Source organism: Mesorhizobium sp. B2-4-14, from assembly GCF_006442155.1.
Taxonomy (GTDB): domain Bacteria; phylum Pseudomonadota; class Alphaproteobacteria; order Rhizobiales; family Rhizobiaceae; genus Mesorhizobium.
In genome coordinates this window covers 11,469-28,848 of record NZ_VFVA01000028.1, presented here as the reverse complement: position 1 = coordinate 28,848, position 17,380 = coordinate 11,469, and the positions used below count along the sequence as shown (strand labels likewise).

General features: G+C 64.4%; 13 protein-coding genes. 6 read left to right on the top strand and 7 right to left on the bottom strand.

Annotation, left to right across the window (positions count from 1 at the left end; translation table 11 throughout):
• Positions 1-222: 222 nt before the first annotated feature.
• The 6 genes from FJ938_RS21665 to FJ938_RS21640 form a co-directional block, all read right to left on the bottom strand.
• Positions 223-1,323 carry a pyridoxal phosphate-dependent aminotransferase gene (locus tag FJ938_RS21665; protein ID WP_140697222.1) on the bottom strand — a complete coding sequence of 367 codons (1,101 nt, stop codon included), beginning with the start codon at positions 1,321-1,323 and terminating at the stop codon, positions 223-225.
• 122 nt (positions 1,324-1,445) lie between these two features.
• A complete protein-coding gene (locus tag FJ938_RS21660) occupies positions 1,446-1,910 on the bottom strand; it encodes a MucR family transcriptional regulator (RefSeq protein WP_140697220.1) in 465 nt (154 codons plus the stop codon).
• 211 nt (positions 1,911-2,121) lie between these two features.
• Positions 2,122-2,826 carry an ROK family protein gene (locus tag FJ938_RS21655; RefSeq protein WP_140697218.1) on the bottom strand — a complete coding sequence of 235 codons (705 nt, stop codon included), beginning with the start codon at positions 2,824-2,826 and terminating at the stop codon, positions 2,122-2,124.
• A 15-nt stretch (positions 2,827-2,841) separates the two neighbouring features.
• The gene (gene zwf, locus FJ938_RS21650; RefSeq protein WP_140612515.1) at positions 2,842-4,218 is read right to left on the bottom strand and encodes a glucose-6-phosphate dehydrogenase; all 1,377 of its coding nucleotides are present in this window, start codon (positions 4,216-4,218) and stop codon (positions 2,842-2,844) included.
• Positions 4,219-4,240: 22 nt separating this feature from the next.
• Positions 4,241-5,254: a phosphogluconate dehydrogenase (NAD(+)-dependent, decarboxylating) gene (gene gnd, locus FJ938_RS21645; protein ID WP_140697215.1), complete on the bottom strand. Its 1,014-nt coding sequence runs from the start codon at positions 5,252-5,254 to the stop codon at positions 4,241-4,243.
• A gap of 51 nt (positions 5,255-5,305) precedes the next feature.
• On the bottom strand, positions 5,306-7,711 hold the full coding sequence (locus tag FJ938_RS21640) for a glucan 1,4-alpha-glucosidase (protein ID WP_140697213.1): 2,406 nt from the start codon (positions 7,709-7,711) through the stop codon (positions 5,306-5,308).
• 202 nt (positions 7,712-7,913) lie between these two features.
• On the opposite strand from FJ938_RS21640, the gene FJ938_RS21635 reads away from it, so the two are divergent.
• Genes FJ938_RS21635 through FJ938_RS21620 form a run of 4 tightly spaced genes read left to right on the top strand, consistent with a single transcriptional unit; the run spans position 7,914 to position 12,426 of the window.
• Complete coding sequence (locus tag FJ938_RS21635; RefSeq protein WP_140612521.1) at positions 7,914-8,927, top strand: ABC transporter substrate-binding protein; 1,014 nt, start codon at positions 7,914-7,916, stop codon at positions 8,925-8,927.
• Positions 8,928-8,975: 48 nt separating this feature from the next.
• A complete protein-coding gene (locus tag FJ938_RS21630; protein ID WP_181169154.1) occupies positions 8,976-10,493 on the top strand; it encodes a sugar ABC transporter ATP-binding protein in 1,518 nt (505 codons plus the stop codon).
• 1 nt (position 10,494) lies between these two features.
• Positions 10,495-11,475: an ABC transporter permease gene (locus tag FJ938_RS21625; protein WP_140697210.1), complete on the top strand. Its 981-nt coding sequence runs from the start codon at positions 10,495-10,497 to the stop codon at positions 11,473-11,475.
• Between the two features lie 3 nt (positions 11,476-11,478).
• The gene (locus tag FJ938_RS21620; RefSeq protein WP_140697207.1) at positions 11,479-12,426 is read left to right on the top strand and encodes an ABC transporter permease; all 948 of its coding nucleotides are present in this window, start codon (positions 11,479-11,481) and stop codon (positions 12,424-12,426) included.
• A 207-nt stretch (positions 12,427-12,633) separates the two neighbouring features.
• Here FJ938_RS21620 and FJ938_RS21615 read toward each other — a convergent pair whose 3' ends face one another.
• Positions 12,634-13,164: a TetR/AcrR family transcriptional regulator gene (locus FJ938_RS21615; RefSeq protein ID WP_181169153.1), complete on the bottom strand. Its 531-nt coding sequence runs from the start codon at positions 13,162-13,164 to the stop codon at positions 12,634-12,636.
• Positions 13,165-13,430: 266 nt separating this feature from the next.
• On the opposite strand from FJ938_RS21615, the gene FJ938_RS21610 reads away from it, so the two are divergent.
• Positions 13,431-15,143: an MFS transporter gene (locus FJ938_RS21610; RefSeq protein WP_140697202.1), complete on the top strand. Its 1,713-nt coding sequence runs from the start codon at positions 13,431-13,433 to the stop codon at positions 15,141-15,143.
• A gap of 100 nt (positions 15,144-15,243) precedes the next feature.
• Positions 15,244-17,316, top strand: a complete 2,073-nt coding sequence (locus tag FJ938_RS21605) for a 3-hydroxyacyl-CoA dehydrogenase NAD-binding domain-containing protein (protein ID WP_140697199.1) — start codon at positions 15,244-15,246, stop codon at positions 17,314-17,316.
• The last annotated feature ends 64 nt before the right edge of the window (positions 17,317-17,380 follow it).

Sequence of the window (17,380 nt, the reverse complement as noted above, 5' to 3'; positions counted from 1 at the left end):
CAATCGAACGCACAAAGTACGCTCCAGCACTGTTGGTTCCCGCATCGTGCTTTTCCGAAAATCGGAACAGATTTTCGCGCCGATGCGATGCCGGCGGGGCACTTGCACGACGGGCGCTGGTCCGACCAATGGAACTTTTAGCAAAGTTCGCAGCGGGATGTGCGTTAAAATCAATCCCGGATCAAGGATTTTCCGGCCTGTCCGGCGGATCGCACGTCATGTTCATCCACGCAAGGCAGCCGAAATGGCATCGAGCCCGCCTCGCAGCTCCGCCTCCGCGGGCCAGCCGAAGCCGACGCGGAAGAAGCGCTTCGGCATCTCGAACCAATGGCCTGATCCGACATAGGTGCCGTGGCTTTCCAGCAGCTTCGCATAGAATCGGTCGAGGTCGAAGTCGGGCTCGACATTGAGGCGCGGGAAGCCGACGACGCCGCCCTCTGGCCGCACCCAGTCGACCAGCGGTTCGCGGTCGGTCCAGACCTGGACGATGTCGCGCCGCTTCGCCATTTCGGGCAGCAGCGTCGCCAGGAAGGTATCGCGCCGCTCCAGCATGCCACGCGCAATGGCTTCGTCGATGACGCTGCCGCAGATGCCGATCTGCTCCTTGGCGGCGAGGAACGTCTCCTGAAGTGCCGCATCCCTGGTGACCAGCCAGCCGATGCGGATGCCGCGAATGCCGAAGGCCTTCGACAGCGACGAGACGCTGATGGCGCGCGGGCTGAGCGAGGCCGCCGAAGGCAGCCTCGTGCCATAGGACAAATCGCGATAAGTCTCGTCGACCAGCAGATGGCAGGCGCTGGCGTCGGCGAGCGCCACCAGCGCATCGAGATCGGCGCGCGACATCATCGTGCCGGTCGGGTTGTGCGGGCAGGTGACGCTGATCAGCCTGGTGTCCGGCCGTATCGCCGCCTTGATGGCCTCGACATCGATGGCAAAGCCGTCCTCGAAGGCCAGATCGACAAAGCTGATGGCGCAGCCGATCGCCCGTGGGGTTTCGATGTTGGTGGCATAGTTGGGCCTGATGACGACGAGGTGGTCGCTCGCCGACAAAAGCGAAGTCGAGATGATGAAGAGCGCCCCGGCGGCCCCGGCGGTGACCAGCACGTCATCGGGCGAAATGCCGGCATCTTGCGCCGCGATCAGCGCACGCAATTCCTTGTCGCCGCGATGCTCGCCATAAAAGAGCGTCAGGTCAGGCAGCGACAGGCCGATGTCGGAGAGCTTCTGGTCGGCGATCGAGCTTTCGGAGAGATTGTAGCGGATACGGTCATAGCCGTACTCCTCCGGCGCTTCCTTCTCGATCACCATCCTGGTGTAGTTCATGGCTTCCCCCAGATCATCTTGTCTGGTCTATCCAAGCCACAAAAACAGGAAGCCTGCCAAGGCGGTTTCGCCGGCAGGCTTCTGTTCCGGTCTTCCTAAATATCGGCTCAGCGCTGAATTGCTCAGGCCGAAACCTTGGCCTTCCGGCCCTTGGCCTTGGCGGGTGCCGGCGCGGCTGCCTTGCGACCGAGGCCGATCGACTTCGCCAATTGCGAGCGCGAGGCCGCGTAGTTGGGAGCGACCATCGGATAGTCCGCCGGCAGGCCCCATTTGGCGCGATAGGCATCCGGCGTCAGGCCGAAATGAACGCCCAGATGACGCTTCAACGATTTGAACTTCTTGCCGTCTTCAAGGCAGATGATGAAATCCGGCGTCACCGACTTCTTGGGATTGACCGCTGGAACCAGCGGCGCGGCCACCGGAACGGCCGGCTTGCCGAGCCCGCCGATCGAGGTGGCGACGCTGGCGATGAGGTCGGCCAGGCCGGAGGCGGGCAGGCGATTCTTCTCGACGTAAGCGGACACGATATGGGCGGTGAGCTCGAGAAGGTCGATGTCCTTGCGAGCGTCGTTGCTATCGTCGTTCAATCTTTCCTCCGTCTATGGCGCACGGCCTCGAAAATCGGGATCGGTTTCGAAAGGACGAGGCACAAAATCAAAAATGCCGAATCGTCTTTGGTGTATCCGTGGGAGCACGCCGGCAGTACGGCGGAATTCCTAGTCGGCAAATCTGCCCAAGGCAATGATTTAGCGCGGCATCACACGTTATTTTGAATGACTATACTAAACTGTAATAATATCAGACGATCAAGGCCTTGTCTCGCCATAGACGAAAGCCGCCTTCGAAGGCCCGTGTGTTGTCGCCGCGCCTGCTGTTGGCGGGCAGTTGGTCGAGCTTGTCGACATTGCCGCCACCGATGACGATATAGTCGGGCTGCATGGCGGCGCGGAGCCGGTCGACGATATCGAAGACGTAGCCGCGCCACTTCTTCTTGCCGCGCTTTTGCAGGCTGCGCTCGCCGATATAGTCCTCGAAACTGCCGCCTTTCCTGTAGGGAAGATGAGCGAGTTCCATCGGCTGGGCGACGTTGTCGAGGATCATCGCCGCACCAAGGCCTGTCCCGAGACCGAGAAACAGCATCCGGCCGCCCTCATAGCTGCCGATGGCCTGCATCAGCGCGTCGTTGACCACCTTGACCGGCTTGCCGAACTGCGCGGCGAAGTCGAAGCCGGTCCAGCCCTTGCCGAGATTCATGGGATCACGCGTCGGCTTGTCGTGGCGGACCGGACCGGGATAGCCCATCGATACCACGTCATAGGACAGGCCCTCGGCCAGCTTTCTCACCGTTTCGATCATCTGCCGTGGCGTCAGGCCCGGGCCGGAATCGGCCCGGCGCTCCGCACTACCGACGCTGGTCAGGATCTTGACATGCGAGCCGCCGATGTCGATCGCCAGCACGACCTTGTCCGTGCCCGATGCTGGTTGCTTCACCGCCTTGTCCATCCGTGTCCGCTCCACTCACGCCACCGGGTCGATCCAGCCATTGGGCGGCCCGAAGCCGGCCATGGCGTCCGCCGGCCCCCAGGTCTTCGGCTCGTAAAGATGCGGCGGCGTGGTGTCGCCCAGCACCGGACCGACGATGCGCCAGGCAAGCTCGGCCGCGTCCTGGCGGGTGAAGAGCTGGCCGTTGCCGTTCATGGCGTCGCCGATGAGCCGTTCGTAGGGAGGCATGTCGCCCTTGCTGTCGTCGAGCGCCGTCAACTCGACCTGCTCGCCGATCATGTCGTCGCCGGAAGCCTTGCGCTGGGCGCCTATGGCGATCATCACCTGCGGGTCGATGCGGAAGCGCACGTAATTCTGGTCGGCGGGCTTGATCGGATCGAAAACGTCGAGCGGCGGCCGCTTCAGCCGCACCACCACCTCGGTGACGTGCACCGGCATGTTCTTGCCGGCGCGGATGAAGAACGGCACGTCCTGCCAGCGCCAGGTGTCGACGAAGAAGCGCACCGCCGCGAAGGTCTCGACCGGCGAGTTCGGCTTGACGCCGGGCTCGGCAAGATAACCCTTGAACTGGCCGCGCACGACATCGTCCCGGGTCAAGGTCCGGATCGCCCTCAGCACCTGCACTTTCTCGTCGATGAGGTCGTCGGCGGAGCGGCCGACCGGCGGCTCCATGGCCAGCAGCAGCAGGATGTTGAGCAGATGGTTCTCGATCACGTCGCGGATGGCACCGACATCGTCATAGAAGCGGCCCCGCCCCTCGATGCCGAAATCCTCGGCCATGGTGATCTGCACGCTCTCGACGAAATTTCGGTTCCAGATCGGCTCGAGCAGGGAATTGGCGAAGCGAAAATAGAGCAGGTTCTGGATCGCTTCCTTGCCGAGATAGTGGTCGATGCGGAAGATCGACTGTTCGTCGAACACAAGGTGGAGCACCCGGTTCAGCCAGCGCGCCGACTGCAGATCGTGGCCGAACGGCTTTTCCACCATCAGTCGGGCGCCATGCGCGGTGCCGGATTGTTCAAGCCCTTGCACGACAGTCTCGAACATCGTCGGCGGAACGGCCATGTAGTGCAGCGGCCGCTGGGCGCTGCCGAGCGCCGTCTTCAGCTTCTCGAACGTCGCCGGATCCCGATAATCGCCGCTGACATAGCGCAGCAGCGACGCCAGCTTGGCGAACACCCTCTCGTCGACCTTGCCCAGCGTGTTGACGATGCCGTCGCGGGCGCGGTCCTGCAACTGCTTCAGGTCCCAGGCGTCGAAGGCAACGCCAATCACCGGCTCGGTGAGCGTACCCTTGGCGACCATCTGGTAAAGGGCTGGAAATATCTTCTTGTGGGCGAGGTCGCCGGTCGCCCCGAAGAGCACCAGCGTATCGGATCGTTCCTGACTCATGCGTGCGTCTCCCGCTTTGGCGTCACTTGCCTGCCTTCGGCTTTTCGACGTGGCCGCCGAACGCGTAGCGCATGGCCGACAACAGCTTGTCGGCGAATTCGGATTCGCCCTGCGAGGAGAAGCGGTCGAACAGGGCCGAGGACAGAACCGGCGCCGGCACGCCGGTGTCGATCGCCGCCTTCAGTGTCCAGCGGCCTTCGCCGGAATCCGAAACCCGGCCGCCGAACTGCGCCAGCGCCGGGTCGCTCTTCAGCGCGCCGGCGGTGAGGTCGAGCAGCCAGGAGCCGATGACGCTGCCATGCCGCCAGACCTCGGCCACTTGGGGAAGGTCGATGTCGAACTGGTAGTATTGCGGGTTTTCCAGCGGGCTGGTCTCGGCGTCCGCGGTGCGTTGCCTTTTGCCGGCGTTGGCCGATTTCAGGATGTTCATGCCTTCGGCATAGGCGGCCATGACGCCATATTCGATGCCGTTGTGCACCATCTTGACGAAGTGGCCGGCTCCGCTCGGCCCGCAATGCAGGTACCCGAAGGGCGCGGTGCCGGCATCCTTGGGCGGATTGGAACCGGCATCGGCGCCCGGCGCCAGCGTGGCAAAGACCGAATCGAGGTGCTGCACCGCCACGTCGGGACCGCCGATCATCAGACAGTAGCCGCGATCCAGGCCCCAGACGCCGCCGCTGGTGCCGACATCGACGAGATGGATACCCTTGGGGGCGAGTTTCGCGGCCTGGTCGACGGCGTCGTGATAGTAGGAATTGCCGCCGTCGATGACGATGTCTCCGGGCTCCATCAGGGCCGCGACCTGATCGATGATCTTGCCGGTGATCGCTGCCGGCAGCATCAGCCACACACAGCGCGGCTTGGCGAGTTTGCCGACGAATTCCGTCAGGGATGCCGCTCCCAAGGCGCCGTCGGCCACCAGGGCGGCGACGCTGGCCGGGTTGATGTCGTAGACGATGCATTCATGGCCGTCGCGCATCAGGCGCCGGACCATGTTGGCGCCCATCCGGCCCAGTCCCATCATTCCGATCTGCATGGTCTTCGTCCCTGTTTCTTGGAGGATTTGCTGGATTTATCGAGGAAGGGTCTATTGGCTGCCCTGAGCGCCTGACATGACGGAGAAATCGACATTCTCCCAATCGCCGGTCCCGGGCCAGAAAAAAGTGAAGATCAGCATGCTGCCGTTGGGTAGGCTTGCCGTGGGCAGATCGACAAGATGGATGCCGAAAGCATTTTCCGCTGTCTGGCTGTCACGGGCGGTTGCCCAATTGTCGGTGCTCCAGCGGACGGTCGCGGCTGCCAGCAATTCGACGCGCAGCGTCTTGCCGGCGGACAGCGCGCGGATCTTGTTGTTGAAGCGCCAGGTCCGGAACGGCGATACGGTCTCGTCCTCGATGTAGCGCTTCACGCCTTGCGGCGGCATGTCGAAGACCGCCCCGTCGCGTAGCGAGCGCAGAAGCTTGATGTGCTCGGAATGCGCCCAGACCAGGGGCATGGCGCTGCCCGAGGGGCCACCACGCAGCAATTCGCGCTCGGGCAGGTCGGTGCCGTCCCAGACCTGCTCCGGCAACAGGCCGCCTGGCCCGGCCGATCGTTCCATTGCCGCCAGCAGCTCGGCCGCTTTGTCCTTGCGCCCTGCCGCCAGCTCGTAATGGGCGCGTTCGCCGGCCAGAAGCGGCCAGGGGCGGCCCTGTCCGGTGCCGTCGAAGGGCGCGCCATCTTCGTGCTCGCCATAGCCGTCGCTGGTGTAGCGGTACCAGAGCGGCCCTTGCGGCAGCTCGCAGCGCAATCGCGCGTCGATGACCTTGACCGTATCGACGATGCGGGGATCGTCGGCGGCCCTCAGGCCAAAGCGCACCAACGCCAGCGCGTCCGGGCTGACGATTTCCTGGGCGGGCCTGTCGGTGTCGCCTGGCGGCCGGTTCTTGATTGGCACATAGCCGTCCTTCGGCGAACCGGCATCGGCGCTGTCGGGCGGTGCGATGCGGACGTAGTAGCCTTCGACGCCGACCGCCTTGCAGATGCCCGTGGCGGTGACATAGGTCCAGCGCTCGACCTGGTCGTTCCAGCCATCGGCGGTCCCGCGCAGATAGGCGGCGGCCGCCTTCTCGCCGCAGGCGTCGACCAGGTCGGCGCCGGCAAGCAGGGCGGCGATCTCGACGGCCAGTGTGAACGGGCTGTAGCCGGCGTCCTCTTCCCAGCGATCCTCGCCAGTGACCGGTCCGTTGCGCACGACGTAAGCGGCGGCGCTTTCGATCATCGGCAGGAAGGTTTTCAGCCTGGCGCGCGGCAAATGGCCGGCGCGATGCAAGGCGTCGGCGAGCAGCAGCGGAAAGGCGCATTCATCCATCTGGATGCCGGGCCAATAGGCCGACCCGTCGAGCCAGGCATTTTGCGGCCAGTGGCCGTCGGGCTGCTGGATGGAGCGGAGATAGCCGAGGATCTGCAACGCCGAAGCGGCGTCGCCGGCGGCAAGGAAGCCGCCCGCCGTTTCGACCAGATCGCGCGGCCAGACCAGATGGTAGCCGCCAAGATCGTCATCGCCCTTGTTGAAGCCCCAGGGGATGGACAGGCTGGCGACCGCCGCACCCGGAATGGCGATCGAGCGGTGCGTTGCCAAGACAGCTGTGGAGACGCGATAGCTGTTGACCTCGCCATGCCGGTCCAGCGGCAGCAGTCCCGCCTGCCATTTACGCCACGTCTTGACGCAGGATTTCGCCGCGGGCTCAAAGCCCCGCTTCAGGCTGCCGAAGGCATTTTCGGCGGCCTCTTCGGGTGTTGCGCCAAATCCCAAGGCCAGCACGGCCTTTGTCCTGGCAGCGGTAAAACCGATCTCGCCGGTCAGCGCGACATTGCCGTCCTCGGCGCGCTGGCAAGCCGGATCGAGTGCGCCGGTGTTGTGAAGCTGCTGCCAGCCATCGGAGAAGCCGACATAGCCGGCCGAACAGTCTCGCCACGACAGCGACGAGGCCAGCGCCAGGCTGGTGCCACGTCCCGTGGCGAACAGCACGGGCTTTCCCTCATGGTCGCCGACCCAGGCGGTGTTGCCCATGCCGGCATTGACCAGATGCGGCGCCAAGAGCGCGTAGACCCGGTAGTCGGCGACAGCGCCCATGAGCGGGGTGAAGGTGATCTCCTGCAGCAAGGCCGGGCGGGCCGGATCGGCAAGGATGCGCTTCTCGATCCGGCAGGCGCCGTCGTCAGCCGTGTTGACCAGCCTGTAGGCGGGAACGCCGGCCTCGAACGGTTCGATGGCATGCGTGGCGTCGCGCTTTTCTTCACAGAAATAGTTGCCGGGGCGAGTGACGATCAGGCCAAGGTCGCGCGTGCAGGCGCTGTCGAGGCGCGGATAGTAGATCTCGTTCAGGATGCCGTGGCTGATGGTGAACCACACTTGGCTGTCCCGGGAAAGCGCCGACCCGACACCGCTCTTGGCGCTGGACGTCCAGCGCGCCGGGATTCCCGGTGCGCCCGGGGGGACGGTCGGCGTCATGGTTTCACCCTCATGCACGCAGGACTAGCCATCCGCCGAAGCCTTTTCAACCGCCGCACCGCAAGTTGATCGCCAGACAGCTACCGATCGCAGTTGACAAGCGCGCCCAACTACATTTGTCTGACAATAGATAAAAAACAGGAACGCAGCCACGACCTCATCGAAATCAGCCACGACCAACAACTCTTGGGAGGAGTATGACATGAAGAAACTGTTCGTCTTGGGCACCCTCGCAGCGGTGCTCGCAGCCGGTACGGCTTTGGCCGATACCAGCGGCAAGAAAATCGCATTCTCCAACAACTATGCCGGCAATTCGTGGCGGCAGGCGATGCTCGACAGCTATGGCATCGTCACCAAGAAGGCGGTGGACGACAAGATCGTCGCCGCCGCCGATGTGTTCACCACCGCCGACAAGGAAGTGCCGACGCAGGCAGCGCAGGTGCAGAACCTGATCCTGCAAGGCTATGACGCCATCGTCATCAACGCCGCCTCGCCGGACGCGCTCAACGGCGCCATCAAGCAGGCCTGCGATGCCGGCATCGTGGTCGTCTCCTTCGATGGCATCGTCACCGAACCCTGCGCCTACCGCGTCGTCGTCGACTTCAAGGACATGGGCAAGCAGGAAGTCGAGCACATGGCCAAGTTCCAGCCGAAGGGCGGCAACCTGCTTGAAATCCGTGGCCTTGCCGGCACTTCGATCGACGATGCCATCCACGCCGGCATCCTCGAAGGGGTCGCCGCCCATCCCGAATTCAAGATCGTCGGTTCGGTCACCGGCGACTGGGACCAGACCACTGCCCAGAAGGCGGTGGCGACCGTCCTGCCGTCGCTGCCCGACGTCGTCGGCATCGTCGACCAGGGCGGCGACGGCTATGGCGCCGCACAGGCCTTCGCCGCAGCCGGCAAGCCGCGCCCGACCATCATCATGGGCAACAGGCAGGACGAGCTGAAGTGGTGGAAGGAGCAGAAGGACAAGGACGGCTACAAAACCTGGTCGGCATCCATCGCGCCCGGCGTGTCGTCGCTCGCCTTCTGGGTGGCACAACAGGTGCTCGACGGCCGCAAGGACATTCCGCATGACCTTCTGGTGCCGTATCTGGCCTTCACCCAGGACGATTTCGAGGCAGCCCTGCCGAAGATCAAGGAGGGCGGCGTCGCCACCCACGAATACAGCCAGGAAGACGCCATCGCTGCCATCAAGGCCAACATCAAGTGAAATCGCGGCAGCGTTGCCGTCCATATCGCCGAGCGGGTATCGTTGAGCATGGCTGAAGGCAACGCTGACATCATCAGGCTGAACGGCGCCGAAAAACATTTCGGCGCCGCCAATATTGACATCGTAAGACTTGACGGTGCCGAAAAGCATTTCGGCGCTGTCAGGGCGCTCAGCGGGGTGGATTTCCATGTCGGCCTTGGCGAGTGCGTCGGCCTTGTCGGCCACAACGGCGCCGGCAAGTCGACCTTGATGCACATGGTGGCCGGCACCTCGACGCCCGACAGCGGCAGGATCGCGGTGCATGGCGGCATCGAGGAGAACTACTCGGTGTCGAGGGCACAGCAGCTCGGCATACGCTGCGTATTCCAGGAACTGTCGCTGTGCCCCAATCTCGACGTCGCCGAAAACACGCGCATCAACCACGCCTCACTCACCGGCTTTGGCTGGCGCGGCAGGGCGGCCGAGCTGATCGCCGGCAAGCTCGACGAGATCTTTCCCGGCCACGGCATCTCCGCATCCGACATTGTCGGCGACCTTTCGATCGGCCGGCGCCAGATGGTCGAGGTGGCGCGCGCCTTCACGGTCACGCAGGACCGGCTCGACCTCGTCATCCTCGACGAGCCGACATCGTCTCTCGACGCCCATACCGCCGGGCAACTTCTGGCCTTCGTGCGCCGCTTCGTCGCCAGCGGCAAAAGCTGCATTCTCATCTCGCACGTGCTGGGCGAGGTATTGAGAAATGCCGACCGCATCGTGGTGATGCGCGACGGCAAGGTGGTGGCGTCGGAAGCCGCGGGTGCCTTCGACCGGGACCGGCTGGTGGCGGTAATGGGCGGGGCGGAAGCCCGCCAGAAGATGGCGGCCGAAATAGTGGCCAGGCCAGGGGCCGGTCCGCTGCGGGTTCGGGCGCGTCCCGCCGTGCAGAAGGACGGCGTTGACCTCGTCGCCCGCGCCGGCGAGATCATCGGCCTTGCCGGGCTGGCTGGCCACGGCCAGACCGACCTGCTGCTGGCCATCTTCAATGCCGCATCACGCGCCAGGGCCGGCGTCGAGGTAACGGCGCCAGTGGCGCTGGTCGCCGGCGATCGCCAGTCGGACGGCATCTTCCCGCAATGGTCGATCGCGCAGAACATCGGCATCCGCTCGCTGGCCCGCCTGCGCAACGGGCTGCTGATCTCGCCGCGACGCGAGGCCGAGCTCGCCGCGTCGTGGCAGAAGAAGATCGGCATCCGCACGCCAGACATGAACAACAACATCTTTTCGCTTTCAGGCGGTAACCAGCAGAAGGCACTTTTTGCGCGCGCATTGGGTTCCGACGCCGGGATCGTGCTGATGGACGATCCGATGCGCGGCGTCGATATCGGCACCAAGCTCGAAGTCTACGATCTGGTGCGCGAGGAAGCCCGGCGCGGCCGCACCTTCCTTTGGTACACAACGGAAACCGAAGAGCTCGACAATTGCGACCACATCTATGTCTTCAAGAACGGCCACATCGTCGCCGATCTCACGCGCGACGAACTGAGCGAAGAAAAGATCATCCAGTCCTCCTTCGGCGACGCGGCCTGAGATGACGGCGGCAACTGTGGAAACCGGTCTCAAACCATCCGCGGCGCGCGGGAGCGCGGCACGTGCCCGACTGTTGCGCGGGCTTCTGCCAGCGCTGTCGCTGGTGCTTGTGCTGCTGGCCATCGCCTGGCTCAACCCGCGTGCGATCAGCTATTTCGGCTTCAGCCTGATGCTGAACCTGGCGATCCCGATCGCGCTGGCAACGATAGCGCAGATGTTCGTCATCGCCGGCAACGAACTCGACCTGTCGATCGGCACCTTCGTCGGGTTCGTCGGCTGCGTCACCGCGACATGGCTGAAGGACGCGCCGCTGATAGGTGTCGCCATCCTGCTCGGGTCGATCGGCATCTATGCGCTGCTCGGCGCGCTGATCCATCTGCGCAACCTGCCATCGATCGTGGTGACGCTTGGCATGAGCTTCGTCTGGCAGGGGCTGGCGATCCTCGTGCTGCCCAAACCAGGCGGAAAGGCGCCGGATTGGCTGCTGGCGATCCTGTCGTTCAAACCGCCCTTCGTTCCTTTCCCGATCATCGCCGCGCTGCTGATCGGGCTCATCGTCCATTTCGGCCTGATGCGTACCTCCTACGGTGTGATCCTGCGCGGCTCCGGCGGCAATGCGGCAGCCCTTCGGCGCGCCGGCTGGTCGCTGCTCAAGACCAAGGTCGTGCTGTTTGCGCTCGCCGGCGCGTTCGGTGTGCTGTCCGGCATGGCGCTGATCGGCATCACCACGTCGGCCGACGCCAATATCGGCAATGGCTACACGCTGCTTTCGATCGCCGGCGTCATCCTCGGCGGCGGTGAATTCGTCGGCGGCCGGGTCTCGCCGATCGGTGCCGTGATCGGTGCGCTGACGCTGGCGTTGGCCGCATCTCCGCTGCTCACCTTCATGCACATCCCACCCGACTGGCAAGTGGCCGCAAACGGCGCCATCCTCATCATCGTGCTGGCGGCGCGGGTGCTGATCAGCCGCAGGGAGAGGTGAGCGATGACATTGGTGAAGTCGCTGGCCGCCAAGCCCTGGATCTGGTCCTTTCTCGGCGCGCTGCTGGTGTGGCTGGCGACGATCGCCTTCACCGGCGGCTATGGCGCCGGCGGCATGGTCACGGCTGCCCTGTCGCTTGCCGTGTTCACGGTCATCGTCGGCATTGGCCAGATGTTCGTCATCACGCTCGGGCCGGGCAATGTCGACCTGTCCCTGCCGGCCAATATCGGCCTCGCCAGTGCCGTCGCCATGAAGGTGATGGGCGGCAGCGATTCCATGATCGTGGTCGGGCTGATTGCCGCGCTGGCTTGCGGTGCCGCAATCGGCGCAGTGAACTACCTGTTGATCTGGGCGTTGCGCATCCCGCCGATCATCGCCACGCTGTCGGCCAGCTTCATCATCCAGTCGGTCGACATCAGCTATGGGCGCGGGCTGCAGATCAAGCCGCCGCCAGGCTTCGCCGATTTCACCAATTGGCAAATTCTTGGCATTCCGGTGCTGGCAATGCTGACCGTGCTGTTCACCATCGGCGCCGGCATAGCTTTGCAGCGCATGATCTATGGCCGCTCCGTGCTGGCGATCGGGCAGAACATCCGCGCCGCCTGGCTGGCCGGCATCAATGTCGGCCGCATCCGCTTCCTCACCTACACTCTGTCGGGCGCGCTCGGCGGTATCGATGGCGCGCTGCTCGCCGGCTATTTCCGCGGCGCCAATGTCGATATCGGCAATGAGTACCTGCTCGCCTCGATCGCCGTCGTCGTCATCGGCGGCACGTCGGTGGCGGGTGGCAAGGCCAACGTGCCCGGAGTCTGGGGCGCCGCACTGTTCCTGGTGCTGCTGCTCACAATGCTCAACACGTTCGGCGTGAGTGCCGGCGTGCGGCTGCTGCTGACCGGGCTGATCATCGTCGGCGTTATAACGGTGGCAGGTGGGGAGAAGGCGCTGCGCTGAGCCGCGCCTTCGTCATCCTCGGGCTTGACCCGAGGATCCATGCGGCTACATCGCTACGGAACGCAGCGGAACAAAACTCTGCAGCGCCGTGACGCCTTGAGGTCGCGGCATGGATCCTAGGGTCTACGCCGCGTCGCTGCGCTCCTTGCTCCGCCCTAGGATGACGAAGTATGGGAGGTTCGGCAAAACGGCAACGTATCGAACTGCTCACACTTCACCGCTCACCCGCAAATGCCGCGCCAGCATTAGCCGCAATTCCTCCAGCACGCCGTCACGCAGTCTTTTTTCGCCAACCAGTGCCAGCGGGATGCGCATCAACTGCGGCACGATGACGGCGAGCCGCTCGGCCTGACCCAAGGGGAGCGGCGGTTCGGCCTGCGCGAACAGGGCGGCGATCTGCTCACGCCGACGGGCCCGCATCTTGCGCCGCCAGGCTTCGTCGCCGGGAAGATCGAGCAGCGCGGAATAGGCCGGGTGCGTAGCGAGAAAATCGCCAAGCAATTCGAACAGCGCATCGGCGATGGCTGCCGGCGCCAGGCCCTTGGCGCGTTCCTGCAAGGCGTCAAGCTGCGTGGACAGGCTTTCCGCGTTCTCGGCCAGAATGGCTTGCGCCAGGGCCTCCTTGGTCGGGAAGAACAGATAGAGCGTGCCGATGGCCGCGCCCGCGCGTGCGGCAATCTCGGTCATCGTCGTGGCGTCGAAACCCTTCTCGACGAACAGCGCTGCCCCGCTCGCCATGAGCGCCGCGACCCGCTCTCGCCCTCTTTTTTGCTGCGGTGCACGCGGATTCGCTGTCGAAAGCGCGTCGCGTCTAACCGAATTCATGCGACGCGCTTTCGGTCTTTGTTTTCATGCATGTCGTTATCCCAAAACCGAGCTCACTTTCGGGCGACATGCATAAGGCTCTTGCTTTTTCTGAGTCCATCCTCATATTTCCAAACCTGAGACTATCCTCATATATAGCACTGGCGGCAACCGCGCCAGCACCGTCGAGAGTTACCATCATGAATACCACCGTTGACAGCCGCCCGCAGAGCCACAAATGGATGGTTCTGAGCAACACCACGCTCGGGATGCTCGCCGCCGCCATCAACGGGTCGATTCTGCTGATCAGCCTGCCGGCGGTGTTTCGCGGCATCGGCCTGAAGGCGCTCGACCCCGGCAACATCAATTACCTCCTGTGGGCGATCATCGGCTACATGATCGCCACGGCGGTGCTGGTCGTTGCCTTCGGCCGGCTCGGCGACCAGTTCGGCCGGGCGAGGATGTACAATCTCGGCTTCGCCGTCTTCACCGCCGCCTCGATCGCGCTCAGCCTGCTGCCCGGCCAGGGCGACTTCGCCGCGATGTACCTGATATCCGTGCGCATCATCCAGGGCATTGGCGGCGCGCTGATCATGGCGAACTCCACGGCGCTGCTCACCGATGCCTTTCCGGAAAACGAACGCGGCTTCGCGCTCGGCATCAATGTGGTGGCGGCCATTGGCGGCCAGTTCGTCGGCTTGCTGATCGGCGGCCTTCTGGCCGACACGGACTGGCGGCTGGTGTTCTGGATCAACGTGCCGTTCGGCCTCGTCGGCACGATCTGGGCGTATATGAAGCTGCACGACGCGCCGAACCGCTCGACGCATACGATCGACTGGCTTGGCAATGTCAGCTTCGGCCTCGGCCTCGTGCTCATCCTCACCGCCATCACCTATGGGCTGCAACCCTATGGCGACCAGGTGATGGCGTGGACCAGCCCGAAAGTGCTTGTCCTGTTTGCCATCGGCTTCATCTCGCTGGTCGCCTTCATCTTCATCGAGCAGCGTGTGACGAAGCCCATGCTCGACCTGAAGCTGTTCCGCATTCCAGGCTTCGCCTATGGCAACATCGCCAACCTCGCCTCGGGCATCGCGCGCGGCGGGCTGCAGTTCATGCTGATCGTCTGGCTGCAAGGCATCTGGCTGCCGCTGCACGGCTATTCCTTCGAGGAGACGCCGCTGTGGTCGGCGATCTTCATGCTGCCGCTTACCGTCGGCTTCCTCATTGCCGGTCCGGTGTCCGGCTATTTCTCCGACCGGGTCGGCGGCGTGCCCTTCGCGGTCGGCGGCATGGTCGTGGGCGCGGCGAGTTTCATCGCGTTGATGGCCTTGCCTGCCGACTTCTCCTATACCGCCTTCGCGGCACTTCTGTTCCTCAACGGCCTTGGCTCCGGCCTGTTCGTGGCGCCGAACTCGACGCAGATCATGAATTCCGTGCCGGCTCGCGAACGTGGCCAGGCCTCGGGCATGCGCGCGACGACGACGAACGCCGGGCAAGTGCTGTCGATCGGTCTGTTCTTCAGCCTGATGATCCTGGGCCTTGCCGCCAGCCTGCCGCAGAGCATGGAAGCCGGCCTGCTGGCGCAGCATGTGCCGGAGGCGGTCGCGCACCAGATCGCCAATATGCCGCCGGTCGCCAGCCTGTTCGCCGCCTTCCTCGGCTACAATCCGATGGGCGAGCTGATCCCTGCCGATGTGCTGCATGCGCTGCCGAAGCAGAGCATCGACACGCTGACCGGCCACGCCTTCTTCCCCGAGCTGATGTCGGGACCATTTAAGCACGGGCTGGTCTTCGCCTTCACCTTCTCAGCGATCCTCTATCTGGTCGCGGCTTTTGCCTCTTGGCGCGGCGGACGCACCGCCAGCGACGCCATGCCGGAGATGATGGCAACGGAGGCCGCCGGCCGGCACTAATCGTTGTGCCAGACTGGAGGCCGGTTCCCATCCGCGTCATGGCGCTATAAATCCCGTTCAAGCGGCGGCCAGCCGCTCACCGTTGCTGGGAGGTTTTTGCGTGTCCGATTCCCTGAAGGTCAGCCGCGACGGCGATGTCGCCATCGTCACCATCGACAACCCGCCGGTCAACGCGCTGAGTTTTCATGTCCGCGAGCCGCTGATGCAGGCGTTGGTTGCCTTGCGCAACGACGCTTCGGTTGCCGCGATCGTGCTCGCCTGCGCCGGGCGGACTTTCGTAGCCGGGGCCGACATTACCGAATTCGGCAAGCCGGTGCAGCAGCCTGACCTGCGCGCCATTGTGGCTCTGCTCGAGACCATCGCTAAGCCGACGATCGCCGCCATTCACGGCACGGCGCTCGGCGGAGGGCTGGAGCTGGCGCTCGGCTGCCATTTCCGCGTCGCCGACGCCAGCGCCAAGCTTGGCCTTCCCGAAGTGAAGCTCGGCATTTTGCCGGGCGGCGGCGGCACGGTGCGGCTGCCACGGCTGGTCGGGGCATTGAAGGCCTTGAAGATGATCGTTTCAGGCACGCCGATCGGTGCCGATGAGGCGCATGCCACTGGTCTCGTCGATGCTGTCTTCGAAGGTGACCTGACCACGCATGCAGTGAATTTCGCCCGGGAAATCGCCCGCAAGGGCGGGCCGTTCACACCGGTGCGCGATCGCAATGATCTGCTTAGGGAAACCGACCTTGCTGCCTTCGATGCCGAGGCAGCAGATCTCGCCCGGAAAGCCCGCGGCCTGGAAGCGCCGATCGCCTGCGCGGAGGCGGTGCGCAATGCCGTCACGCTGCCCTTCGACGAAGCGCTTGCGGCGGAGCGCGCGCTTTTCGTGAAACTGGTCGCCAGCGACCAGTCGCGGGCGCAGCGCCATCTGTTCTTCGCCGAACGCGAGGCGGCAAAGCTTCCGGGCAAGGACATCGTCAAGCGCAGGATTGCCCGCGTCGGTGTCATCGGCGCCGGCACGATGGGCGGCGGCATCGCCATGGCCTTCGCCAATGGCGGTTTTCCCGTCACCTTGCTGGAAGCCAGTCATGAAGCCTTGCAGCGCGGGCTGGGCACGATCGAGAAAAACTACACCGTCTCCGTCTCGCGTGGTTCGCTGAGTGAAGAGGCCAAGCGGCAGCGGCTCGCCCAGTTCAAAGGCACCACCGACTACGCCGATCTCGCCGATTGCGACCTGATCATCGAGGCGGCGTTCGAAGACATGGCGGTCAAGAAGGAAATCTTCGGCAAGCTCGACGCGGTGGCCAAGGCGGGCGCGATTCTCGCCACTAACACCTCGTATCTCGACATCAACGATATCGCCGCGTCGACCTCTCGCCCGCAGGATGTGCTCGGCCTGCATTTCTTCTCGCCGGCCAATGTGATGAAGCTCTTGGAAATCGTGCGGGCGGAAAAGACCGCGCCCGACGCGCTGGCGACATCCGTCGATCTGGCACGGCGGATCGGCAAGGTCGCTGTCGTCGTCGGCGTCTGCCATGGTTTCGTCGGCAACCGCATGCTGGCGGCGCGTGGCTCGGAATCCGAAGCGCTTCTGCTGGAGGGCGCGACACCCAGCCAGATCGACAAGGCCTTCACCGATTTCGGCTGGCCGATGGGGCCGTTCCAGATGAGCGATCTCGCCGGCCTCGACATCGGCTGGCGCAACCGCAAGGCGCGCGGCCAGACTGCCGTGATCGCCGACACGCTGTGCGAACAGGGCCGTTTCGGCCAGAAGACCGGCCGTGGCTTCTACCTCTACGAGGCGGGCGCACGGGCGGGCGCTGCCGACCCCGAAGTGGAGGCGTTGATCCGCGGCAAGGCGGCCGAGCAAGGCATCGCGCCGCATGCGATAAGCGCCGAAGAAATCATCGAGCGCACGCTCTATCCCCTGGTCAACGAGGGAGCGAAAATTCTGGAGGAGGGGATCGCGGCACGCGCCTCCGATATCGATGTCGTCTGGGTCAACGGCTACGGCTTTCCCGTCGGCAAGGGCGGCCCGATGTTCTGGGCCGGGCTTGAAGGGCCGGCGCGGATCGTCGAAAGGCTTGAGTACTGGCACCAGCGGACCGGCAGGCCAGTTTTCAAGCCTGCGCCGCTGCTGAAGCGGATGGCCGAAACCGGCTCCTGGGACGGCGGCGCGGCGGGCTGAGCTCGTTTCCAATGATTTTGCATTGCAGCCTCGCTCTCCGCGACGGCCTATTGCTTGCGTCTCG